The organism is Brachybacterium sp. J144 (genome assembly GCF_036321705.1).
GTDB lineage: Bacteria > Actinomycetota > Actinomycetes > Actinomycetales > Dermabacteraceae > Brachybacterium.
This window is the reverse complement of sequence record NZ_JAZDCG010000004.1, coordinates 23706-41518: the sequence shown is the minus strand read 5'-3', so window position 1 is coordinate 41518 and position 17813 is coordinate 23706. Positions and strand designations below refer to the sequence as shown.

Genomic DNA, 17813 nt, shown 5'->3' with positions numbered 1-17813 from the left:
CATGTGCGGGCGCTTCGCCTTCTTCCAGGAGATCGAGCCGCTGGTCGACGACCTCGACGCCGTCGACCTCACCGATCCGCACCTGCGCGCCCGCTGGAACATCCCTCCCACCGCCCCGATCTACGTGGTCACCGAGTCGGTCGAGAAGGAGACGGGCGAGGTGCGGCGCGCGCTGCGCGTGGCCCGCTGGGGGCTGCTGCCGCCTTTCGCGAAGGACGCCTCTTTCTCCTCCCGCACCTTCAACGCGCGCCGCGAGACGCTCGCCGAGAAGCCCAGCTTCCGCGGGAGCCTCTCGCGGTATCGTGCGATCGTGCCCATGGACGGCTACTTCGAATGGGTGCGGGACGCGAAGGGCTCCCGCAAGCAGCCGTACTACATCTCGCCCGCGAACGGCTCCCCGCTGTACATGGCGGCCCTGGTCTCCTGGTGGAAGGGGCCCGGCGGGCACGAGGGTCCGGCCGCGAGCGAGGACGGAGCCTTCCTGCTCTCGGCCACGATCATCACCCGCGAGGCCACGGGGGAGCTCGCGGAGATCCATGACCGCACCCCGGTCATGCTGCGCCGCGAGGAGATCGATGCCTGGCTCGACCCCGGGATGGACGACCGCGCCGCCGCCCAGGAGTGGGTCCTCGACGACGCCCACCTCCTCGACGACGCGACCCTCGCCGTGCGGGAGGTGGATCCGGCGGTGGGGAAGGTCGGCAACGACGGTCCCGAGCTGCTCGAGGACCCGAGCCGGCTGCTGTGACCGGGCTCGCCTCCTCCGCGGCCGCGCGTCCGACCGCGGTCTGACGCCCCGCTCCCCACCCGCCCGTACCCTCGGGAGGATGACCGGCATGCCCGCCCCCACCGCTCCCCCGATGCCCCCGTCGTCGCCGGGACCGGTCTCCGCACGCGCTCGCGCGGGTTGGCGCGATCCCTTCCGCTGGATCCTCGAGAACCCCGGCACGGTGGACCTCGTCAGCTTCGGCGGGGCCACCCTGACGATGCTCGTCCTCGGGCTGGGGACCGGGAACCTCGGCTGGTGGGTCGTGTTCTCCGTGCCGATGGTGCTCGCCGGCGCGGTCTGTCGCATCCGCCCCCTGCTGGGCGTGCTCGTGATCGGTTCCCTGGCGCTCCTGCACGTCCTCGTCGGCATGCCGGTGGTCCTCGGCGACGCGATGACCTTCTACGCCCTGTTCTGCGCCGTCGCCTACGGCACCAGCACCGTGCACGTGGTCGGCGTCGTCGCGGGGATGCTGGGCGTGCTCGTCCAGTCCACCGCCTGGGCGGTGCTCGCCCTGCTCGATCAGTACGGCGGCATCGCCCAGGCGGCCACGACCTTCGTGGTGCTGGTCGTCGTCGGCACCATCACCATCGTCGCCATCTGGGCGCTCGCGAACCTGCAACGCGCCCGCGTGCGCCAGCTCGCGCTCACCCGGGAGCGGGCCGAGCAGGCAGTGCGCGAACGAGAGCAGCGCACCGCCCTCGCCGTCGCCGACGAGCGCGCCCGCATCGCCCGCGAGATGCACGACGTGGTCGCCCACTCCCTGTCCGTGATCATCGCTCAGGCCGACGGGGGCCGCTTCGTCGCGGCGCAGAAGCCGGAGAGGGCCGTCGAGGTGCTCGCCACGATCGGCGAGACCGGGCGCTCCGCCCTCGCCGACATGCGCTCCCTGCTGGGCGTGCTGCGCCAGGAGGACGAGACCAGCTTCGGGCCCCAGCCCGGGCCCGCCCAACTGTCGGATCTGATGGAGCGGGTCCGCGGCGCGGGCCTCGAGGTGGATCTCGAGATCCACGGATCACTCGAGGACCTGCCGCACGCCGTCGGCGTCTCGGTCTTCCGCCTCGTGCAGGAGTCGCTGACGAACGTGCTCAAGCACGCCGGACCCGGGGCGACAGCCGCCGTGCGGCTCGAGCGCACCGCAGAGCACCTCACGCTGGAGGTGCTCGACGACGGTCGGGGCACTGATCCCGACTCCGACGGCCTCGGCCACGGTCTGACCGGCATGCGCGAGCGGATGGCGGCGCTCGGCGGGACGCTGCAGGCGGGGCCGCTCCCCTCGCGCGGCTTCCGCGTCCAGGCGAGCGTGCCTCTGGCCGATCCCGCGGGCCCCGCCCGACCCCGCTCGACCGCCGCCTGACCCCGCTCTGCCGCTCCCGCCCGACCCCGCCCTGCCTCACCCCCAGGAGAGACCCGATGACCGAGCCCGACCCCCGCCCCCTCCGCATCGCCCTCGTCGACGACCAGCCGCTCGTGCGCACCGGATTCGCGATGGTCATCGACTCGCAGGACGACATGGAGGTCGTGGCGCAGGCCGCCGACGGCGCCGAGGCCGTTCGCGAGCTCTCCGCCCGCGCCGTCGACGTGGTGCTGATGGACGTGCGCATGCCGCGGATGGACGGCATCGAGGCGACCACGACCCTGCTCGAGCGTCTCCCAACGGACCGCGCCCCGCGGATCATCGTCCTGACCACCTTCGACCTCGACGAGTACGTGGTGGCGGCGATCCGTGCCGGGGCCAGCGGCTTCCTGCTCAAGGACGCCCAGCCCGAAGACCTCCTCAGCGCGATCCGCACCGTGCACCGGGGCGATGCGGTGATCGCCCCGTCGGCCACCCGCCGACTCCTCGAGCGCGTCGTCTCCATCCCCGAGCCCGCCGTGCAGGACGACTCCGCCCTGCACCAGCTCACGGACAGGGAGCGCGAAGTGCTGACCCTCATGGGGCGCGGACGCTCGAACCAGGAGATCGGGGCCGAACTGTTCGTCGCCGAGGCGACCGTCAAGACCCACGTCGGCCGGGTCCTCGCCAAGCTCGGCGCCCGTGACCGGGTGCAGGCCGTGATCATCGCCTTCGAGACCGGACTGGTCAGGCCCGGCGACGGCTGAGCCGCCACGCCGCCGGGCGCGGGTCGCATCATCCCCCGGTATGACGGCCCGTCATCCCGGGGCACGTCGGGCGGCGCGAGAGCACGACCGGGGGCCGACGCCGACGGGCACGCCGGCGGGCGAGCATCGGAGACGACCCCCGGCCCCTGCCCGAAGGACTCCCGATGACCGCCGCCACCCAGGCCGCTCCCCCGCCCTCCTCCCCGTCCGGTCCCCGCGCCGACGCCTCCGCCCTCCGCGCCCGCAGCCTCACCCGCACCTACGGATCGGGGGATGCGACCGTGAAGGCGCTGGACGACGTCGACGTCGACATCGCTCGCGGGGCGTTCACCGCGATCATGGGTCCCTCCGGATCGGGCAAGTCGACCCTCCTGCACCTCCTCGCCGGGCTCGACGAGGTCACCTCCGGCTCGATCGAGCTCGACGGCACCGAGATCACCGCGCTGCGGGACGACGCCCTGACGCGCCTCCGCCGCGAGCGGATCGGCTTCGTCTTCCAGTCCTTCAACCTGCTGCCGATGCTGACCGCCGAGCAGAACATCCTGCTGCCCCTCGAGCTCGCCGGCGCCCGTGTGGACCGGTCCTGGCTGGACACCCTCACCACCGCCTTCGGGATCGCGGACCGCCTCGATCACCTCCCCTCCCAGCTCTCCGGCGGCCAGATCCAGCGCGTCGCGATCTCCCGCGCGCTGGTCACCTCCCCCGCCGTCGTCTTCGCCGACGAGCCCACCGGCAACCTCGACTCCCGCACCACCGAGGAGGTGCTCGACTTCCTGCGCCTGTCGGTGGACGAGTTCGGGCAGACCGTCGTGATGGTCACCCATGAGCGGGACGCGGCCGAGCGCGCCGACCGGATCCTCACCCTCGCCGACGGCCGGATCGCCTCCGACGAGGACCTGCGGGCGGCCCGCACCGCCGAGGCCCCCCGCCCCGAGCGGGGGCAGCGCTGATGGCCCGCCCCCGAGTGCGGCTCACCCCGCTGCGCCGCCACCTCGCGGCGGTCGTCACCGTCGCCCTGTCCTGCGCCTTCGTCGCCGTGATGGTGCTCGCCGGAGCTCTGATGCAGGACACGCTGCGCGCCCAGGCCTCCCAGGCCTACGCCGGCGCCGACCTCGAGATCACGCGGGAGCTCGCTGAGGAGGACTGGGCCGCCGAGGAGCCGCTGCCCGCCCCCGCGGTCGAGGGCGTCGAGTCCGTGTGGCCGATCCCGATGACCTACCTCGAGACCAGCTCGGCGAGCACCGGCGCCTACCTCGAGGCGGTGATGCTCCCGCCCGGCGAGGAGCTCGAGGAGGGGACGACCGCCACCTCCGCCGAGCAGATCGTCCTCGGCCGCACGGCTGCCGAGACCCTCGAGGTCGGCGTCGGCGACCGCATCGATCTCGCGCCCGGATTCGCGCCGACCGACGACGCCGGGGCCGCTCCCGAGATCACCCTGGAGGTCGTCGGCATCGCCGCGGATCCCGCAGGCGCGCTCCTCGGCACGACACCCCGCCTGATGGTGCAGCAGGTCAACGCCGCGGCCGTGCTCGGGCCGACGGAGGGCACCCTCACCCAGACCTGGCTCGCCACCGTCCCCGACGGCTCCGACCCCGCTGAGGCCGCCGCACGCGCGGCGGACTCCGCCGCGCCCGGCGTCACCGTGCGCAGCGTCGACGCGGCCGAGGAGGAGGCCGCCGAGGACCTCCTGCGGGGCTTTGCCGTGCTCGGGCTGCTGCTCGCCGTGTTCGTGATCATCGCGCTGTTCACCAGCGCCGTCGTCATCGCGAACACCTTCGCGGTCACCCTCGCGCAGCGCACCCGTTCCCTCGCCCTGCTGCGCACCCTCGGCGCGACCCGCCGACAGGTCCGCGGCGTGGTCCTGCGGGAGTCGCTGCTCGTCGGCCTGCTCGGCGCGGGGCTGGGGATGCTGGCTGGCCACGTGCTGGTCCAGGCCGCGCTCGTGGGCGCCGCCGCCCTCGGACTGCTCGAGGTCCTCGTCCCGGTGCCGGTGACCCTCTGGTCGGTGCTGCTGCCCCTGCTCGCCGGCATCGCGATCACCGTGCTGGCGAGCCTCGCCCCGATGCGGCAGGCGACCCGGGTCGCACCCCTGCAGGCGCTGCGGCCCGCCCCGCCCGCCGCCGCCCGCCACCTGGGAGTCCGCGAGGCGGCCGGTCTCGCGGCCGTCGTGCTCGGCATGGCCGCCCTCGCCGGGGGCACCGCGCTGGCCGTCCGCGGGGTCGCCGCTCCCGGGCTCCTCGCCGCGATCGTCGGCGGTGTCGTGAGCTTCACCGGGGTGATGCTGGGACTCGTGACCCTCACGAGGCCCCTTGCCGCCCTCGCCGCGCGGACCGCGGGCCTGCTCGGCGGCCTCCCGGCGCGGATCGCGGGGGCGAACGTCGCCCGGAACCCGCGTCGGAGCGCGGCCACGATCGCCGCCCTGCTCATCGGCACCACGCTGATGACGATGATGACCGTCGGGGCGCGGACCGCCGAGGCGACCCTCACCGCGGAGCTGGACTCGCGCCGACCGATCGACCTCGTCCTCAGCGCCGACGAGATGCCGGAGGACGCCGCCGCGAGGATAGCCGCGATCCCCGGGATCGACGCGGCCGACACCACCGCCCGGGGCGATGTGGAGGTCGGCGCGGACGAGCCGATGACCCTCGTCGCCGCGACCCCCGAGACGGTTCGCGAGCTGTCCCACCGTCCCGCGATGGCCGCGGACCTGACCGACGGAACGGTCCTGCTCGGCCTCGAGCGCGCGGAGCGGTTCGGGCTGCACGACGGCCAGGTCCTCACCCTCCGGGACCCCGACGGGCGATCGCACGAGCTGCGGGTCCAGGTCGACGCGAACCTGCAGATGTCCCTGGTCACCCCCGGCACCCTCGAGCAGCTGGTGGGCGACGGGACGCGGCCGGTGGTGCTCGCCGACTTCGCCGATCCCGGCAGCGCCGGGCGGGAGGGCGTCGACATCCGCGAGCTGGTCGCCGCAGTCGACGAGGTCTCCTCCGGAGAGGGCTTCACCGGGGCGAGCAGCATGGTCGGCGGGGCCGAGCGGGAGGCCTACGGACAGATCCTCGACGTGCTGCTCGGCATCACCGTGGCGCTGCTCGCGGTCGCCGTCCTCGTCGCCCTCGTCGGGGTGGCGAACACGCTCAGCCTCGGCGTCGTCGAGAGGACCGGGGAGAACGCGCTGCTGCGGGCACTGGGCACGACCCGACGGCAGATGCGGGCGATGCTCGGGTGGGAGGGCGTCCTCCTCGCGGCCGTCGGCGCCGTGCTGGGCCTGCTGATCGGCAGCCTGTACGGCGTGCTCGGGATCATCGCGATTCTCGGATCGACCTACCCTGTCTCGATCACCATCCCGTGGGACCGCCTAGTGATCGTTCTGCTCCTGGCCCTCGCCGCCGGGGCCCTCGCATCCGTGCTCCCGGGCCGGGCTGCGGCGCGCACCGCCCCGGCCGCGGCGCTCGCCGCGGGCGACTGAGGCGCGACGGCGCGAGGGAGCAGGAGGGAGGGTACCGGCAGGACGTGCTGGGCGGCGGACTCGCCGCTCAGCCGTCCTGCCGCGGGAGCGGGGTGGAGCGCACCAGGTTCAGCAGCAGCACGAAGGTCGCGATGGCGAGGAGCAGCGCGAGGGCCCCCTGCCACACCATCCCCGAGCGCAGCATGCTCGCCGCCACGAGGGCCTGGAAGAGCTGCCAGGTCACGCCGTAGCCGAGCCCGAAGCGCCCTCGTGCCCGCAGGGACCGGGCCGCGAGCGCGACCAGCACGGCGAAGAGGACGAGGAAGGCGCCGAGACCCAGCCCGAACCGCGGATCGCCGACGCCGGAGGTGGCCAGCACGAGGAAGTACGACCCGGCGGCGAGCAGCATCACGGCCTCGACGAGGAGCAGCACCGTGGCCGTCGGGCGCAGGCGGGGATCCGGATCCACCTCGTCCGAGCGGTCGGCGGGGCGGGAGCCGGTGGAGGACGCGCTGGAGGGCATGGACGCACTGTATCCGCCGCCCGGGGGATGCCCCGGACGGGCCCGCGCGCACAGCATCCCCGCGGTCCTCGCGCAAGCCTCCGTGCCCGGTCTCACGGGTTCCGCACCGTGTCCGGTGACCGTGTGGGAAGTGCCACCCAGGTCGCGCGGGAAGACCCTTGTCGCCCGCCCGGACCTGGCCGGAGAATGGAGGACGGCTCGAACCGGTGCCTGCGCCGGAGACGAGCCGGAGTCCCGAGAACGCCCCGTCAGGGAGCGAACCCTCGTCGCAGTGCGACAGTACCCGTCGCGCTGCGGCGTCCTGGAAAGAGAGAGTGACGATGGACTGGCGCCACCGTGCCGAGTGCCTCAAGCATGATCCCGAGCTGTTCTTCCCGATCGGGAACACCGGACCGGCGATCACCCAGATCCAGGAGGCGAAGGCGGTGTGCCAGAAGTGCGACGTCATGACCGCATGCCTGAAGTTCGCCCTCGAGACCGGTCAGGACTCGGGCGTCTGGGGTGGCCTCTCGGAGGATGAGCGCCGCTCCCTCAAGCGCCGCAACGCGCGCGCCCGCCGCGCCAGCTGACCCTCCCTCGCGTCCCGCGGATGCCCCTCCCCCGTGGCCGCGGCCGCAGGGCCGCCCCGGCGGCGGCCCCGGCCCGCCACGCGGCGGATCCCTCCCTCAGACCTGGATCGGGTCGAGGTAGACGTCGACGACCGCACTGGTCCCCCCGCCATCCCGGCTCCCCCAGGTGAGCGTGCCGCCGAGCTGCCCCTGCACGAGGGTCAGGGCGATGTTCGTGCCGAGACCCGTCGGCTTCGCCGCCCCCATCCCGTTCCCGTCGTCCTCGATGGCGATGACCAGGTGCGAGCCGGTGCGCTCGCTGCGGATGGTGAGCGTGCCGCCGCTCTCGGAGAGCCCGTGCTCCACGGCGTTCGTCGCCAGCTCCGTGACGACCAGTGCGAGCGGGGTCGCCTCCTCGGCGCGGATCGTCCCCACCCGACCGATCTTCTCGGTGCGCACCTCCACCTGGGACTCGGCGAGCTGCGGGGTCCCTGCCCGGTGCACGGAGGCGCTCGCCGCATCCACTGCGAGGCGTAGACAGCGATCGATGACCTCGTCGAAGTGGACGGCCTCCTCGGATCCCTGCAGCAGCGACTCGTGCACCAGGGCGATCGTGGAGACGCGGCGCATGGCCTCGGTGAGCGCCTCCCGGGCCTCGTCCGTCTTCATCCGGCGGGACTGCATCCGCAGCAGGGCCGCCACGGTCTGCAGGTTGTTCTTCACCCGGTGGTGGACCTCGCGGATTGTGGCGTCCTTGGTGATCAGCTCCCGCTCCCGGCGCCGCAGCTCGGTCACGTCGCGCACCAGGATGATGGCGCCGGTGCGCTGGCCGTCCTCGGTCAGCGGCACGGCGCGCAGGGAGAGGGTCCCCCCGCGGGCCTGCATGTCGGAGCGCCAGGCGGCGCGGCCCATGAGCACGAGGGGCAGGGACTCGTCCACCGGCGAGCGGGACTGCAGCACCTCGGTCGAGTGCTCGGCGAGGGTCGAGCCGACGATGGATCCCTCGATCCCGAAGCGGTGGAAGGCGGACTGGGCGTTCGGGCTGGTCCACTGCACGATCCCGGCGGCGTCGACCTCGACCACTCCGTCGCCGACGCGCGGAGCGCCGCGGCGGGGCGGGATCGGCGCGCCCTCGATCGGGAACGCCCCGGCCTCGAGCATCTCCAGGATGCGGCGACCGAGCTGCTGCTGACGACGCTCGCTCTGCGAGGGCTCGCCGTCGCTCGCGGGGCTCTCCGCGGCGAGCACGCCGAGCGTCCGCCCGGCCTTCCGCACCCGGACCAGCAGGCCACGGGCCTCACGGCCCTCCCGCTCGATCCCGATCGCCTCCCAGCTGGGCTCCGCGCCGGCGAGGAGCGCCTGGACCTCGGAGTCGGAGTCCTCGGCGAGCACCGTCCCGACGGGGTCCTCGTAGTACACGGTGGCCCCGGTCGCGGGGCGGCAGTGGGCGACGGCCCGGGGGCCGTCGGCGGAGCGGATCCAGAGGACCAGATCGGCACGCAGGAGGTCGGACAGGAGGTTCCAGTCCCCGACGAGGTGCTGGAGCCAGTCCGCCTCCTTCTCGGAGAGCTCACGATCATCGGCGAGGAACTTGGACAGGCTCGGCATGCCCCCAGGATAGGCGCCGCCCCTGCGGTCCGGACTCAGGGGACATCCCGGCGCTGGCCTAGTCTGGGACGGACGACCCGACGAGAGGATCCTGATGAAGCTCCGCGAGACGATGAACCTGCCGCTGCCCGCCCGCGAGGCGGCCGCGATGTACGCCGACAGCGACTACGCCGAGATCCGGCGCCGCACCCTCGGAGCCGACGCGGCGAGCGCCGTGGTGGCCGGCGATCCCGCGGGCGAGTTCACCGTCACGACCGACCTGCACCTGCCCACGAATCGGGTGCCGGACATCGCCAAGCGCTTCGTCGGCTCCTCGCTGACGGTGCGCGAGACCCAGCGGTGGTCCGCTCCCGCGGCCGACGGCTCCCGCACCGGCACGATGGAGTTCGACGTCGTGGGCCTCCCCGCCGGGATGACGGGCACGGCCCGGCTCGCACCGGCCGGCGAGGGATCCTGCACGGTCGAGATCGACGGCGATCTCACGGCGAAGGTTCCGCTGATCGGAGCTCGGCTCGAGAAGGCCGCAGAGCCCTATGTCTCGAAGGTCCTGCGTGCCGAGGAGCGCTCCGCCGCGTCGTACCGGGAGCAGTCCGCCGCGAGCTGATCAGCAGGCTGCTCGGGAGCGGCACCCGGGACGATTCCGATCAGTCCGGGGTGCCGCCGGCGAGGTACTCGAGCGCACGCGGGCCCTCGGCGGCGTCGAACCACAGCAGGGCGGGGTCGGTGTCGTCGGCCTCCGCCGCGGCGGCGCTCAGCTCGGTGACATGGAAGCTCGCGATCCTGCCGTTGGTCGCGCGCACAGCAGCGATCCCGTAGGCGCCGCCGTCCTCGGCGGACGCCAGGTCGCGCTCGGGGACGTCCAGCGCGATCACGAGAGCTCTCGACGCAGCCGCGACCTCGCCGAGAGCGACGTGGGTCGCCTCCTGGAGCGCCTCGTACTCGAGATCCTCCTCGTCCCCCTGGGGAAAGGAGGCCCGGGCCTCTGCGGTGACGGCCCAGGCGGCGCGGCCCGCGACGAGCTCGACGTCGCTGCCGCTGCGCTCGAGCACGGGACGGTCCGCGGGGGTCAGCGGCAGGTAGATCCTCATGCCGTCCATCCTCTCACCCGGATCGCTCCGACCCCTCTCACCGATCGGGCTCGACCGGCGCGAGCGAGGCGCCCAGCACGGCGGGCGAGAGCGCGAGCTCGCGCAGCGCCCGGCGCAGCGGCGAGCGCGGCGCGGACTCGGCGAGCAACGCCCCGTCCCAGATTGCGGTCCGGCAGGCGACGGGGTCATCGGGCAGGAGGTGGAGCGAGGTCGGCTCGAGCCTCCCGCGCAGGAGCTCGCGCACCTGGTCCCCCGAGATCGGGGGTCCGACCCGGTTGACCACCAGGTGCAACTCCCCCTCCCCGAGCTCCTCCAGACGGGCGTGGTCCCGCAGCAGCCGGGTGATGCTCACGGGATCCGCCGAGGTCACGGCGATCACCGCATCCGCGGCGGCGACGGCGCTGAGCGCCGCGGCGTTGCGCTGCGGGGCGGCGGTGTCGTAGCTCAGCTCCTCGTCCTCCTCGAGGACCGCGCCGACGTCGGCGACGACCAGTCCGCCGCGCCGCGCGAGCGCCTGCCACACCCCGTCGAGCGAGCTGCTGCGCACCTCGGCCCAGCGGGCGGGCACCCCGATCCCGCTGAGCAGGCGCAGGCCCGGCTGGACCAGGGGCAGGAGGGAGTCCAGGGTCTCCTCATCGAGGGTGTCCCGATCGTGCGCGCGGCAGGCGGCGACCAGGCCCGGCGCCTCGTCGAGCACTCCCAGGACCTGGCTGAGGGAGGGCCCGTAGGTGTCGGCGTCCACGAGGGTCGCCTCGCGGCCGCCGGCCGCGGCCTCGGCGGCGAGGTTGACGGCGACGGTCGTCCGTCCCGGAGCGCCTCCCGGTCCCCACACCACGACCAGTCGGCCGTCGGACCCGGTGCCGCTGGTGGCGTCGCTCGCCTCCTGCACCCAGTCGGTCGCCTCGTCGCCGGAGTCGGTCGCCGCGACGAGCGCCGCGAGGATCTCCTCGATCGGCGCGGAGGCGGGCACGACGTGCCGCAGCCCCAGCGTGGTCTGCTCCCCCGCGCGCTCGTCCCGCAGCCCCACCACGGCGGCGTCCCGCAGCAGGGTCGCGAGCGGCTCGCGCCCGAGCCCCCGCACGGACACGTCGAGGAGGACGACGTCGCCGATCCCCGCGGAGACCACGGCGAGGGTTTCGGCGAGATCGGCGCAGCGCCGCACGACCCGTGCGGTGCGGCCCCGGTCGACGGCGAGGTCGTGCACGATGCGGACCTCGTCGCTGCCCGAGGCGCAGAGCACCACGTCGATCACGGGGTCACCCCGTAGGCCCCCGGGACGCCGATGACGTCGAGTCGCTCCTCCTCGGCGAGCACCTGGAGCACCTCGGCGACGCTCTCCTGCGGCACGAGCACCTCGACCGACATGGACCGCATGCCCAGCGAGCTGCCCTCGTCGACGCGCCGGACGATCGCCTCCTCCACGAGCAGGCGCGCCTCCCCGCTGCCGCCGTCCTGCGGCGCGGGGCTGGTGTGCCACAGCTCGACGGTCGCGCCGGGCACCACCGACTCCGCCACCGAGGCGTCGACGGGGATCACCACGGGGCGCAGCGCGACGTCCTCCGGCTGGCCCACCGCCGACACCGGGAGCATCTCCCCGGCCTGCACGGCGCGGCTCGCGACCGCCCCCTCGGGGACGGCGTCGAGGCTCCCGACGTAGAGCTCCTGCTGGTCCCCGAGGCGCAGCTCGACCGTCGTGAGGGTCTCGGCGTCCAGCGGATCGCCCGGGGCGATCGGCCCCTTGGCGATCAGCACCGGGGTGGTCTCGGAGAGTCTCGAGACCAGCAGGGCTCCCATAAGCACGCTGGCCACCACCAGCACGATGCCCACGATCAGACGCGGATCCCTCCATCTCGGCCTGCGCAGCCTCATCACCGGTGCGGTCGCCCCCACGGCATCCTCCTGCCCTCGCCCGGCCCTGATGGCCGGGTCCCTCGGGAGAGTACGGGAGCACGAGCGGATGGGAGGCCGACGGGGCGAGGATTGTGGACAACCCGAGGGCCGGAGCGCCATGACCTCGGCGCCGCGCGGGGCCGGACCGGTTGTCCACAGAGCCCCCACGGAATACTCGGAAAGCTGTGAGACTATCCGTGACGCAGTCGAAGCAGCAGTCGCCGGAGCATCCCGTGAGCCGGCAGGAGTCGGAAGGAGCAGTGGTGGCGCCCCGCTTCATCCCGTTGTCCGACGTGGCCGAGATGCTGTCCATCTCCGCCTCGCAGGCCTACGCCCTGGTCCGTTCCGGCGAGCTGCGAGCGATCAAGGTCGGCGGCCGCGGCCAGTGGCGGGTCGAGGTCACGGAGATCGAGTCATACATCGAGCGCAGCTACGCCGCCACCGCCCAGATCCTCGAGGAGGAGCGGGCCGCCGAGCACCCCTCGATCCGCGGAGGGGTCTGATCCCTCCGGACCGCTCCCCGCTCAGCGGGGACGCACCGCCAGGATCGACGAGAGCACCACGCTGAGGCGTGAGGAGCCGGGGACCGAGGACCGCTCCCCCGTCGGGAGCGACACGACGTCGATCAGCTCGGCCCCGACATCGGCGATCCGCCCCGTGATCCCACCCGACCTGGTCTCTACCCGGACCGTGGCGCGATCTCTCGCCATGCCCCGCAGCATCGCCCCCAGTCCCCGCGGCGCGAGCGCCGACTCCTCGAGCGGACGCGCCCGGGCGCTCAGCCCCTCGAGGAGCACGATCGCGGTCAGGGGCACCAGCGAGGCCCGTCCGGCACCATCCTCCCGAAGCGTCATCCAGGAGGACGAGACCTCCTCGACCCGACCGGAGAGGCGCAGGCTCTCGCTCAGCTGGAGGACCACGGGGCGATCGAGGGATGCCCGCAGACGATCCGCGAGGGTCAGCTGCGCCCGCTCGGCGCGGGCCAGATCCTCGGAGACCGCCAGCATCTCCTCCCGCTCCTGATGCGCGAGGCGCCCCGAGAGGTCCTCGAGGAGCCGGTCGAGGTTCGGGTCGTCAGCCATGACCGCCACTGTAGAGCCCCGCTCCTGCAGCCGGGGCGCGGGGCCGCCGTCGTCCACATGGCACTAAAGGACCATTGCGCCGTGTCCCAATCCACACTAGGTTCCCAGGAAAGAGATCGATCGACACCAAACTGCATCAAACGACACGGTCCGCAGGCCGGGTGTCACGAGGGGTCAGGGGGATCCTATGGAGCAGCAGCACGACGACGGCGCCGAGAGCGTCAGAACACAGCCCGGGGGTCTGCTGTGCGGGGCCGTCCTCGCCGCCCTCGCGACCGCAGGGATGACGGCCGCGGCGTCGGCCCTCCTGCCGAGCGCGCGCTCGGGCGACCCCGCCGCCGCGCTGCAGGGAATGCTCCTGGCCGGGACCGCAGCGCTCGGTGCACTCCTCTGCCTGTACCTCGCGGTGATCTGGTCGCTCGCCGGCCTGATCCTGATCGCCGGCCCCGCCAGCCGCACCGGCCGCACCCTGCTCGCCGCCCTGCGGATGATCGCTCCGCGCATCGCCCGCCGGATCACGCTCGGGGCCGCGCTCGCGACCACTGCCACCGGTCTCGCGCTCGGCCCGGCGCTCGCCGTCTCCCCGTCGACCGATCCCGAGGAGGCCCCGCGCCCGATCGCGGTCGCCGCGGAGCTGCGGCCCGCCGCTCCGGCCGAAGCTCCGACGGAGTCCCCGTCCGGCGATCCGGCCGAGCGGCCACAGCCCTCCTCGGCCCCGGAGGACGCGACGGAGGCCGAGGACCTGCCGCCCCTGGGATGGGAGACGGCATCGCCCGAGTCCGCGCAGGACACCGCCGTCCCTGAGCCGACCCCGATCTCCCCTCCGCCCCCGAGCTCGCCCGGATCCTCAGCGCCACCTGCGCGCACGATCACCGTGGCCCCCGGAGACACGCTGTGGAGCCTCACCGATGACCTCCTCGGCCCGGGCCCTGACAGCACGCAGGACGTGGCCGCCGCCTGGCCCCTGCTGTACGACCTCAACCGCGACAGGATCGGCGACGATCCCGAGCTCATCCGCCCCGGGCAGGAACTGATCGTGCCCACCTCCCTCGCCTCCCTGGAGCAGCGATGACCAGCATCTACCACCGACCGGCACACACCGGGGAGCAGTCCGGGCCCCAGCGCACGGACGATCCCGGGCAGGTTCAGCGCATGGTCGAGGCGGTCGCGCGCCACGCCATCGAGATCGTGCGCGACATGCGGCCCGAGAACGCGCTGTCCCGCATCGTCACCCCCGAGGTCACCTCGATGCTCGCCCGCCGTGCCGCGCTGACCCGGCGACTGCGCGCGACCACCGGATATGCCCCGGTGCAGCGGGTGCAGGTGACCGGGGTGCGTACCTGCATCGTCAACGAACGGACCGTCGAGGCGAGCTGCGTGGTCCGCGAGCCGGAGCGCAGCCGCTTCCTCGCCATGCGCTGGGAACTGCGGCACTCCGGATGGCGGGTCACGGTGCTCGAGATCGGGTGACCTCGCGGGGCGGAGGCCGAGCAGCTGCCGCTCGGTGAGGAGCTCCGCACCGCCTCATTACGGCAGAAGTGGCGGTTGAACCCCAATTACATGAGCCAACCCCCCCCCCCCCCCCCCATACCCATCCCCCCCCCCCCCCCCCCCCCCCCCCCCCCCCACTCCTCTCTCGCGGGTCGGTGCGTCGGGTCCGGGTCAGTCGCGGCGGCGCTTGCTCGCGCGGCGGCGCTGCGCCCGGTTCGCCCCGGCCTGGCTGGGGGCGCCCTCCGGCTTGTCCGAGGGGGTGGTGCGGGCGGCGCTCTCCGCGGTGGTGTCCTGGCGCTGCTGCCGCTCGCGCTGGCGACGCTGAGCACGGGTGAGCGTGCCGGAGTCCTGCACCCCGCTGCCCTCCGCGGAGCTGTAGCGCAGCTGACCGGCGGACGGGCCGTCATCCAGCCCCTTCGCGACGATCCGCACGGAACCCGAGGGGCTCGCGTCGGCCGCCTCCTCGCTGGCGCCCTCCTCGCTGGAGTCGTTGTCGTCGGCGGCGTCCGCGTCCGCGGCGGTCTCGTCCGTCGACGTGGCGGCGCCCTCGGCGTCGGAGTCCGTGTCGGCCGTCCCGGACTCTCCGTCCGCGGAGTCCGATGCCTCCGACGAGCCCGTCGTCGTGGCCGCCGCCGCGGCACCTGCTCCCGCGCCGGCCGCGGCGGCGCCCGCCGCCTTGACCGCGCCCTGGGTCGCACGCAGCAGGTCGCTGACCGCCTTCGGCACCACCTGATCGGTCTTCTCGACCTTCACCTCGAGGTTGTAGACGTAGCCGACCACGTCTTCCTTGATGCCCGCGATCATGTCGTTGAACATCAGATGGCCTTCGCGCTCGTACTCGATGAGCGGATCGCGCTGGGCCATGGCGCGCAGGCCGATGCCCTCCTTGAGGTAGTCCATCTCGTAGAGGTGCTCGCGCCAGCGACGGTCCATCACCGAGAGCAGCACGCGCCGCTGCAGCTGCGCGAGACCCTCGTCGCCGAGCTCCTCGCGGCGCCGCTCGTAGGCGACGCGGGCATCCGCCAGGATCTCCTCGCGCAGGACGTCGGCACCGAGGTTCTCCTTGCCGCCGACCTCTTCGATCAGCTCGTCCGCGGTGATCGAGACGGGGAACGCCGGACGCAGGGCGCCCCACAGCTCCTCGAGATCGACGTCCTCGGGGTTCACGCCCTTGGTGTGCTCCGCGACGGTGCCGCCGATGACCTCGTCGATGAAACGCTGGATGTGCTCCTCGAGCTCCTCGCCCTCGAGGATCCGCGACCGCTCCTCGTACAGCTTCTTGCGCTGCTTGGTGAGGACGTCGTCGTACTTCAGGACGTTCTTGCGGATCTCCGCGTTGCGGGACTCGATCGAGTTCTGCGCGCGCTGGATCGCGCCCGAGACCATCCGACCGGTGAGCGGAATGGACTCGTCGACGCCACCGCGCGCCAGGAGCGACTCGGCCGCGCCCGCGTTGAACAGCCGCATCAGGTCGTCCTGCAGCGACAGGTAGAAGCGGGACTCGCCCGGATCGCCCTGTCGGCCGGAGCGACCGCGCAGCTGGTTGTCGATGCGTCGCGACTCATGGCGCTCGGTGCCCAGCACGTACAGGCCGCCGAGCTCGACGACCTCGTCGTGCTGCTCGGAGATCTGCTCCTTCGCCGCCTCGAGGGCCTCGTCCCACGCCGCCTCGTACCCCTCCGGGTCCTCCTCGGCGTCCAGCCCGCGCGCCGCGAGATCCGCATGGGCCATGAACTCGATGTTTCCGCCGAGCATGATGTCGGTGCCGCGGCCGGCCATGTTGGTGGCGACCGTGACGGCGCCCTTCGCACCCGCCATCGCGACGATCGCGGCCTCGCCCGCATGGTTCTTGGCGTTGAGCACCTCGTGCGTCACGCCCTGCGCGGTCAGCAGCTTCGAGAGGTACTCGGACTTCTCGACGCTGGTGGTGCCCACGAGCACCGGCTGCCCGCGGTCGTGCCGGGTGACGATGTCCTCGACCACCGCGTCGAACTTGGCCTTCTCCGTGCGGTAGATGCGATCGGGCTCGTCCTTGCGCTGCATCGGGCGATGCGTCGGGATCGGGACCACGCCGAGCTTGTAGGTGTTCATGAACTCGGCGGCCTCGGTCTCCGCGGTGCCGGTCATGCCTGAGAGCTTCTCGTAGAGCTTGAAGTAGTTCTGGAGGGTGATCGTGGCGAGGGTCTGGTTCTCGGCCTTGATCTTCACCCCCTCCTTCGCCTCGATGGCCTGGTGCATGCCTTCGTTGTAGCGGCGACCGGCGAGGATGCGGCCGGTGTGCTCGTCGACGATGAGCACCTCGCCGTTGAGGATCACGTAGTCCTTGTCGCGCTTGAACAGCTCCTTCGCCTTGATCGCGTTGTTCAGGAAGCCGATCAGCGGCGTGTTGAGGGACTCGTAGAGGTTCTCGATGCCGAGGTGGTCCTCGACCTTGTCGATGCCGCTCTCGAGGACGCCGACGGTGCGCTTCTTCTCGTCGACTTCGTAGTCGCGGTCGCGGCGCAGCAGCTTCACAACCTTCGCGAACTCGGCGTACCACTTATTGGCGTCCCCGCCCGCAGGGCCGGAGATGATCAGCGGGGTGCGGGCCTCGTCGATGAGGATCGAGTCGACCTCGTCGACGATCGCGAAGAAGTGGCCGCGCTGGACCCGGTCCGCCGGGGTCAGGGTCATGTTGTCGCGCAGGTAGTCGAAGCCGAACTCGTTGTTCGTGCCGTAGGTGATGTCCGCGGCGTACTGCTCGCGGCGCTGCGCGGGGGTCATCCCCGAGGTGATCACGCCGGTGGTCAGGCCGAGGGCGCGGAAGACTCGGCCCATCAGGTCGCTCTGGTACCCGGCGAGGTAGTCGTTGACGGTCACCACGTGCACGCCCTTGCCGGCGAGCGCGTTGAGATAGGCGGGGAGGGTCGCGACGAGGGTCTTGCCCTCACCGGTCTTCATCTCGGCGATGCGGCCGCGGTGCAGCGCGGCACCACCCATGACCTGCACGTCGTAGGGGCGCTGGCCGAGAGTGCGGTCGGCCGCCTCACGCACGGCGGCGAACGCCTCGACCATGATGTCGTCGAGGGTCTCTCCGTCCTCGAGCCGCTCCTTGAAGTGGTCGCTCTCCGCGCGCAGCTCCTCGTCCGTCAGCTCGGAGAAGACCTCGCCGGCCTGCTCGACCTTCCGCGCGATGGACTCGAGCCGGCGGACCTCGCGGCCCTCACCGGCGCGCAGGATCCTGTCGAAGAGGTGTGCCACTCGTGCTCCCGTATCCGTTGATCGGC

At 72.9% G+C, this 17813-nt stretch carries 17 protein-coding genes; 10 read left to right on the top strand and 7 right to left on the bottom strand.

Annotation, left to right across the window (positions count from 1 at the left end; translation table 11 throughout):
* Position 1: 1 nt before the first annotated feature.
* From V1260_RS02355 to V1260_RS02335, 5 genes are all read left to right on the top strand, one after another.
* Complete coding sequence (locus V1260_RS02355) at positions 2 to 748, top strand: SOS response-associated peptidase (protein WP_329745194.1); 747 nt, start codon at positions 2 to 4, stop codon at positions 746 to 748.
* A gap of 79 nt (positions 749 to 827) precedes the next feature.
* A complete protein-coding gene (locus tag V1260_RS02350; RefSeq protein WP_329745193.1) occupies positions 828 to 2123 on the top strand; it encodes a sensor histidine kinase in 1296 nt (431 codons plus the stop codon).
* Between the two features lie 56 nt (positions 2124 to 2179).
* Positions 2180 to 2869, top strand: coding sequence for a response regulator transcription factor (locus V1260_RS02345; protein ID WP_329745192.1), 690 nt, complete (start codon positions 2180 to 2182; stop codon positions 2867 to 2869).
* A 164-nt stretch (positions 2870 to 3033) separates the two neighbouring features.
* Positions 3034 to 3819, top strand: a complete 786-nt coding sequence (locus V1260_RS02340; RefSeq protein ID WP_329745191.1) for an ABC transporter ATP-binding protein — start codon at positions 3034 to 3036, stop codon at positions 3817 to 3819.
* Positions 3819 to 6338, top strand: coding sequence for an FtsX-like permease family protein (locus V1260_RS02335; protein ID WP_329745190.1), 2520 nt, complete (start codon positions 3819 to 3821; stop codon positions 6336 to 6338). The genes V1260_RS02340 and V1260_RS02335 overlap by 1 nt, the downstream gene beginning before the upstream one ends.
* 67 nt (positions 6339 to 6405) lie before the next feature.
* Here the strand turns inward: V1260_RS02335 and V1260_RS02330 are convergent, their stop codons facing one another.
* The gene (locus V1260_RS02330) at positions 6406 to 6840 is read right to left on the bottom strand and encodes a hypothetical protein (RefSeq protein WP_329745189.1); all 435 of its coding nucleotides are present in this window, start codon (positions 6838 to 6840) and stop codon (positions 6406 to 6408) included.
* 320 nt (positions 6841 to 7160) lie between these two features.
* Between V1260_RS02330 and V1260_RS02325 the strand changes: the two genes are divergently transcribed.
* Positions 7161 to 7409: a WhiB family transcriptional regulator gene (locus V1260_RS02325; protein ID WP_329745188.1), complete on the top strand. Its 249-nt coding sequence runs from the start codon at positions 7161 to 7163 to the stop codon at positions 7407 to 7409.
* 96 nt (positions 7410 to 7505) lie between these two features.
* On the opposite strand, the gene V1260_RS02320 is transcribed toward V1260_RS02325, so the two are convergent.
* Complete coding sequence (locus V1260_RS02320) at positions 7506 to 8996, bottom strand: sensor histidine kinase (RefSeq protein ID WP_329745187.1); 1491 nt, start codon at positions 8994 to 8996, stop codon at positions 7506 to 7508.
* A gap of 94 nt (positions 8997 to 9090) precedes the next feature.
* On the opposite strand from V1260_RS02320, the gene V1260_RS02315 reads away from it, so the two are divergent.
* Positions 9091 to 9600 carry a DUF2505 domain-containing protein gene (locus tag V1260_RS02315; RefSeq protein ID WP_329745186.1) on the top strand — a complete coding sequence of 170 codons (510 nt, stop codon included), beginning with the start codon at positions 9091 to 9093 and terminating at the stop codon, positions 9598 to 9600.
* Positions 9601 to 9640: 40 nt separating this feature from the next.
* Here V1260_RS02315 and V1260_RS02310 read toward each other — a convergent pair whose 3' ends face one another.
* The 3 genes from V1260_RS02310 to V1260_RS02300 are packed head-to-tail and all read right to left on the bottom strand — an operon-like array spanning position 9641 to position 11974.
* The gene (locus V1260_RS02310; protein WP_329745185.1) at positions 9641 to 10084 is read right to left on the bottom strand and encodes a DUF6912 family protein; all 444 of its coding nucleotides are present in this window, start codon (positions 10082 to 10084) and stop codon (positions 9641 to 9643) included.
* A 37-nt stretch (positions 10085 to 10121) separates the two neighbouring features.
* Entirely contained in the window at positions 10122 to 11336 is a 1215-nt protein-coding gene (locus tag V1260_RS02305) for an AAA family ATPase (protein WP_329745184.1), read from the bottom strand.
* Complete coding sequence (locus V1260_RS02300; RefSeq protein WP_329745183.1) at positions 11333 to 11974, bottom strand: SAF domain-containing protein; 642 nt, start codon at positions 11972 to 11974, stop codon at positions 11333 to 11335. The genes V1260_RS02305 and V1260_RS02300 overlap by 4 nt, the downstream gene beginning before the upstream one ends.
* A gap of 263 nt (positions 11975 to 12237) precedes the next feature.
* On the opposite strand from V1260_RS02300, the gene V1260_RS02295 reads away from it, so the two are divergent.
* Positions 12238 to 12477, top strand: coding sequence for a helix-turn-helix domain-containing protein (locus V1260_RS02295; RefSeq protein WP_329745182.1), 240 nt, complete (start codon positions 12238 to 12240; stop codon positions 12475 to 12477).
* Positions 12478 to 12498: 21 nt separating this feature from the next.
* Here the strand turns inward: V1260_RS02295 and V1260_RS02290 are convergent, their stop codons facing one another.
* On the bottom strand, positions 12499 to 13056 hold the full coding sequence (locus tag V1260_RS02290) for a hypothetical protein (RefSeq protein ID WP_329745181.1): 558 nt from the start codon (positions 13054 to 13056) through the stop codon (positions 12499 to 12501).
* A gap of 187 nt (positions 13057 to 13243) precedes the next feature.
* Here V1260_RS02290 and V1260_RS02285 point away from each other — a divergent pair, with 187 nt between their 5' ends.
* Entirely contained in the window at positions 13244 to 14128 is an 885-nt protein-coding gene (locus tag V1260_RS02285; protein ID WP_329745180.1) for a LysM peptidoglycan-binding domain-containing protein, read from the top strand.
* Positions 14125 to 14526: an Rv3235 family protein gene (locus V1260_RS02280; protein WP_329745179.1), complete on the top strand. Its 402-nt coding sequence runs from the start codon at positions 14125 to 14127 to the stop codon at positions 14524 to 14526. Before V1260_RS02285 ends, V1260_RS02280 begins: the two co-directional genes overlap by 4 nt.
* Before the next feature lie 192 nt (positions 14527 to 14718).
* Here V1260_RS02280 and secA read toward each other — a convergent pair whose 3' ends face one another.
* Positions 14719 to 17787 carry a preprotein translocase subunit SecA gene (gene secA, locus V1260_RS02275; protein ID WP_329745178.1) on the bottom strand — a complete coding sequence of 1023 codons (3069 nt, stop codon included), beginning with the start codon at positions 17785 to 17787 and terminating at the stop codon, positions 14719 to 14721.
* Positions 17788 to 17813 lie beyond the last annotated feature (26 nt).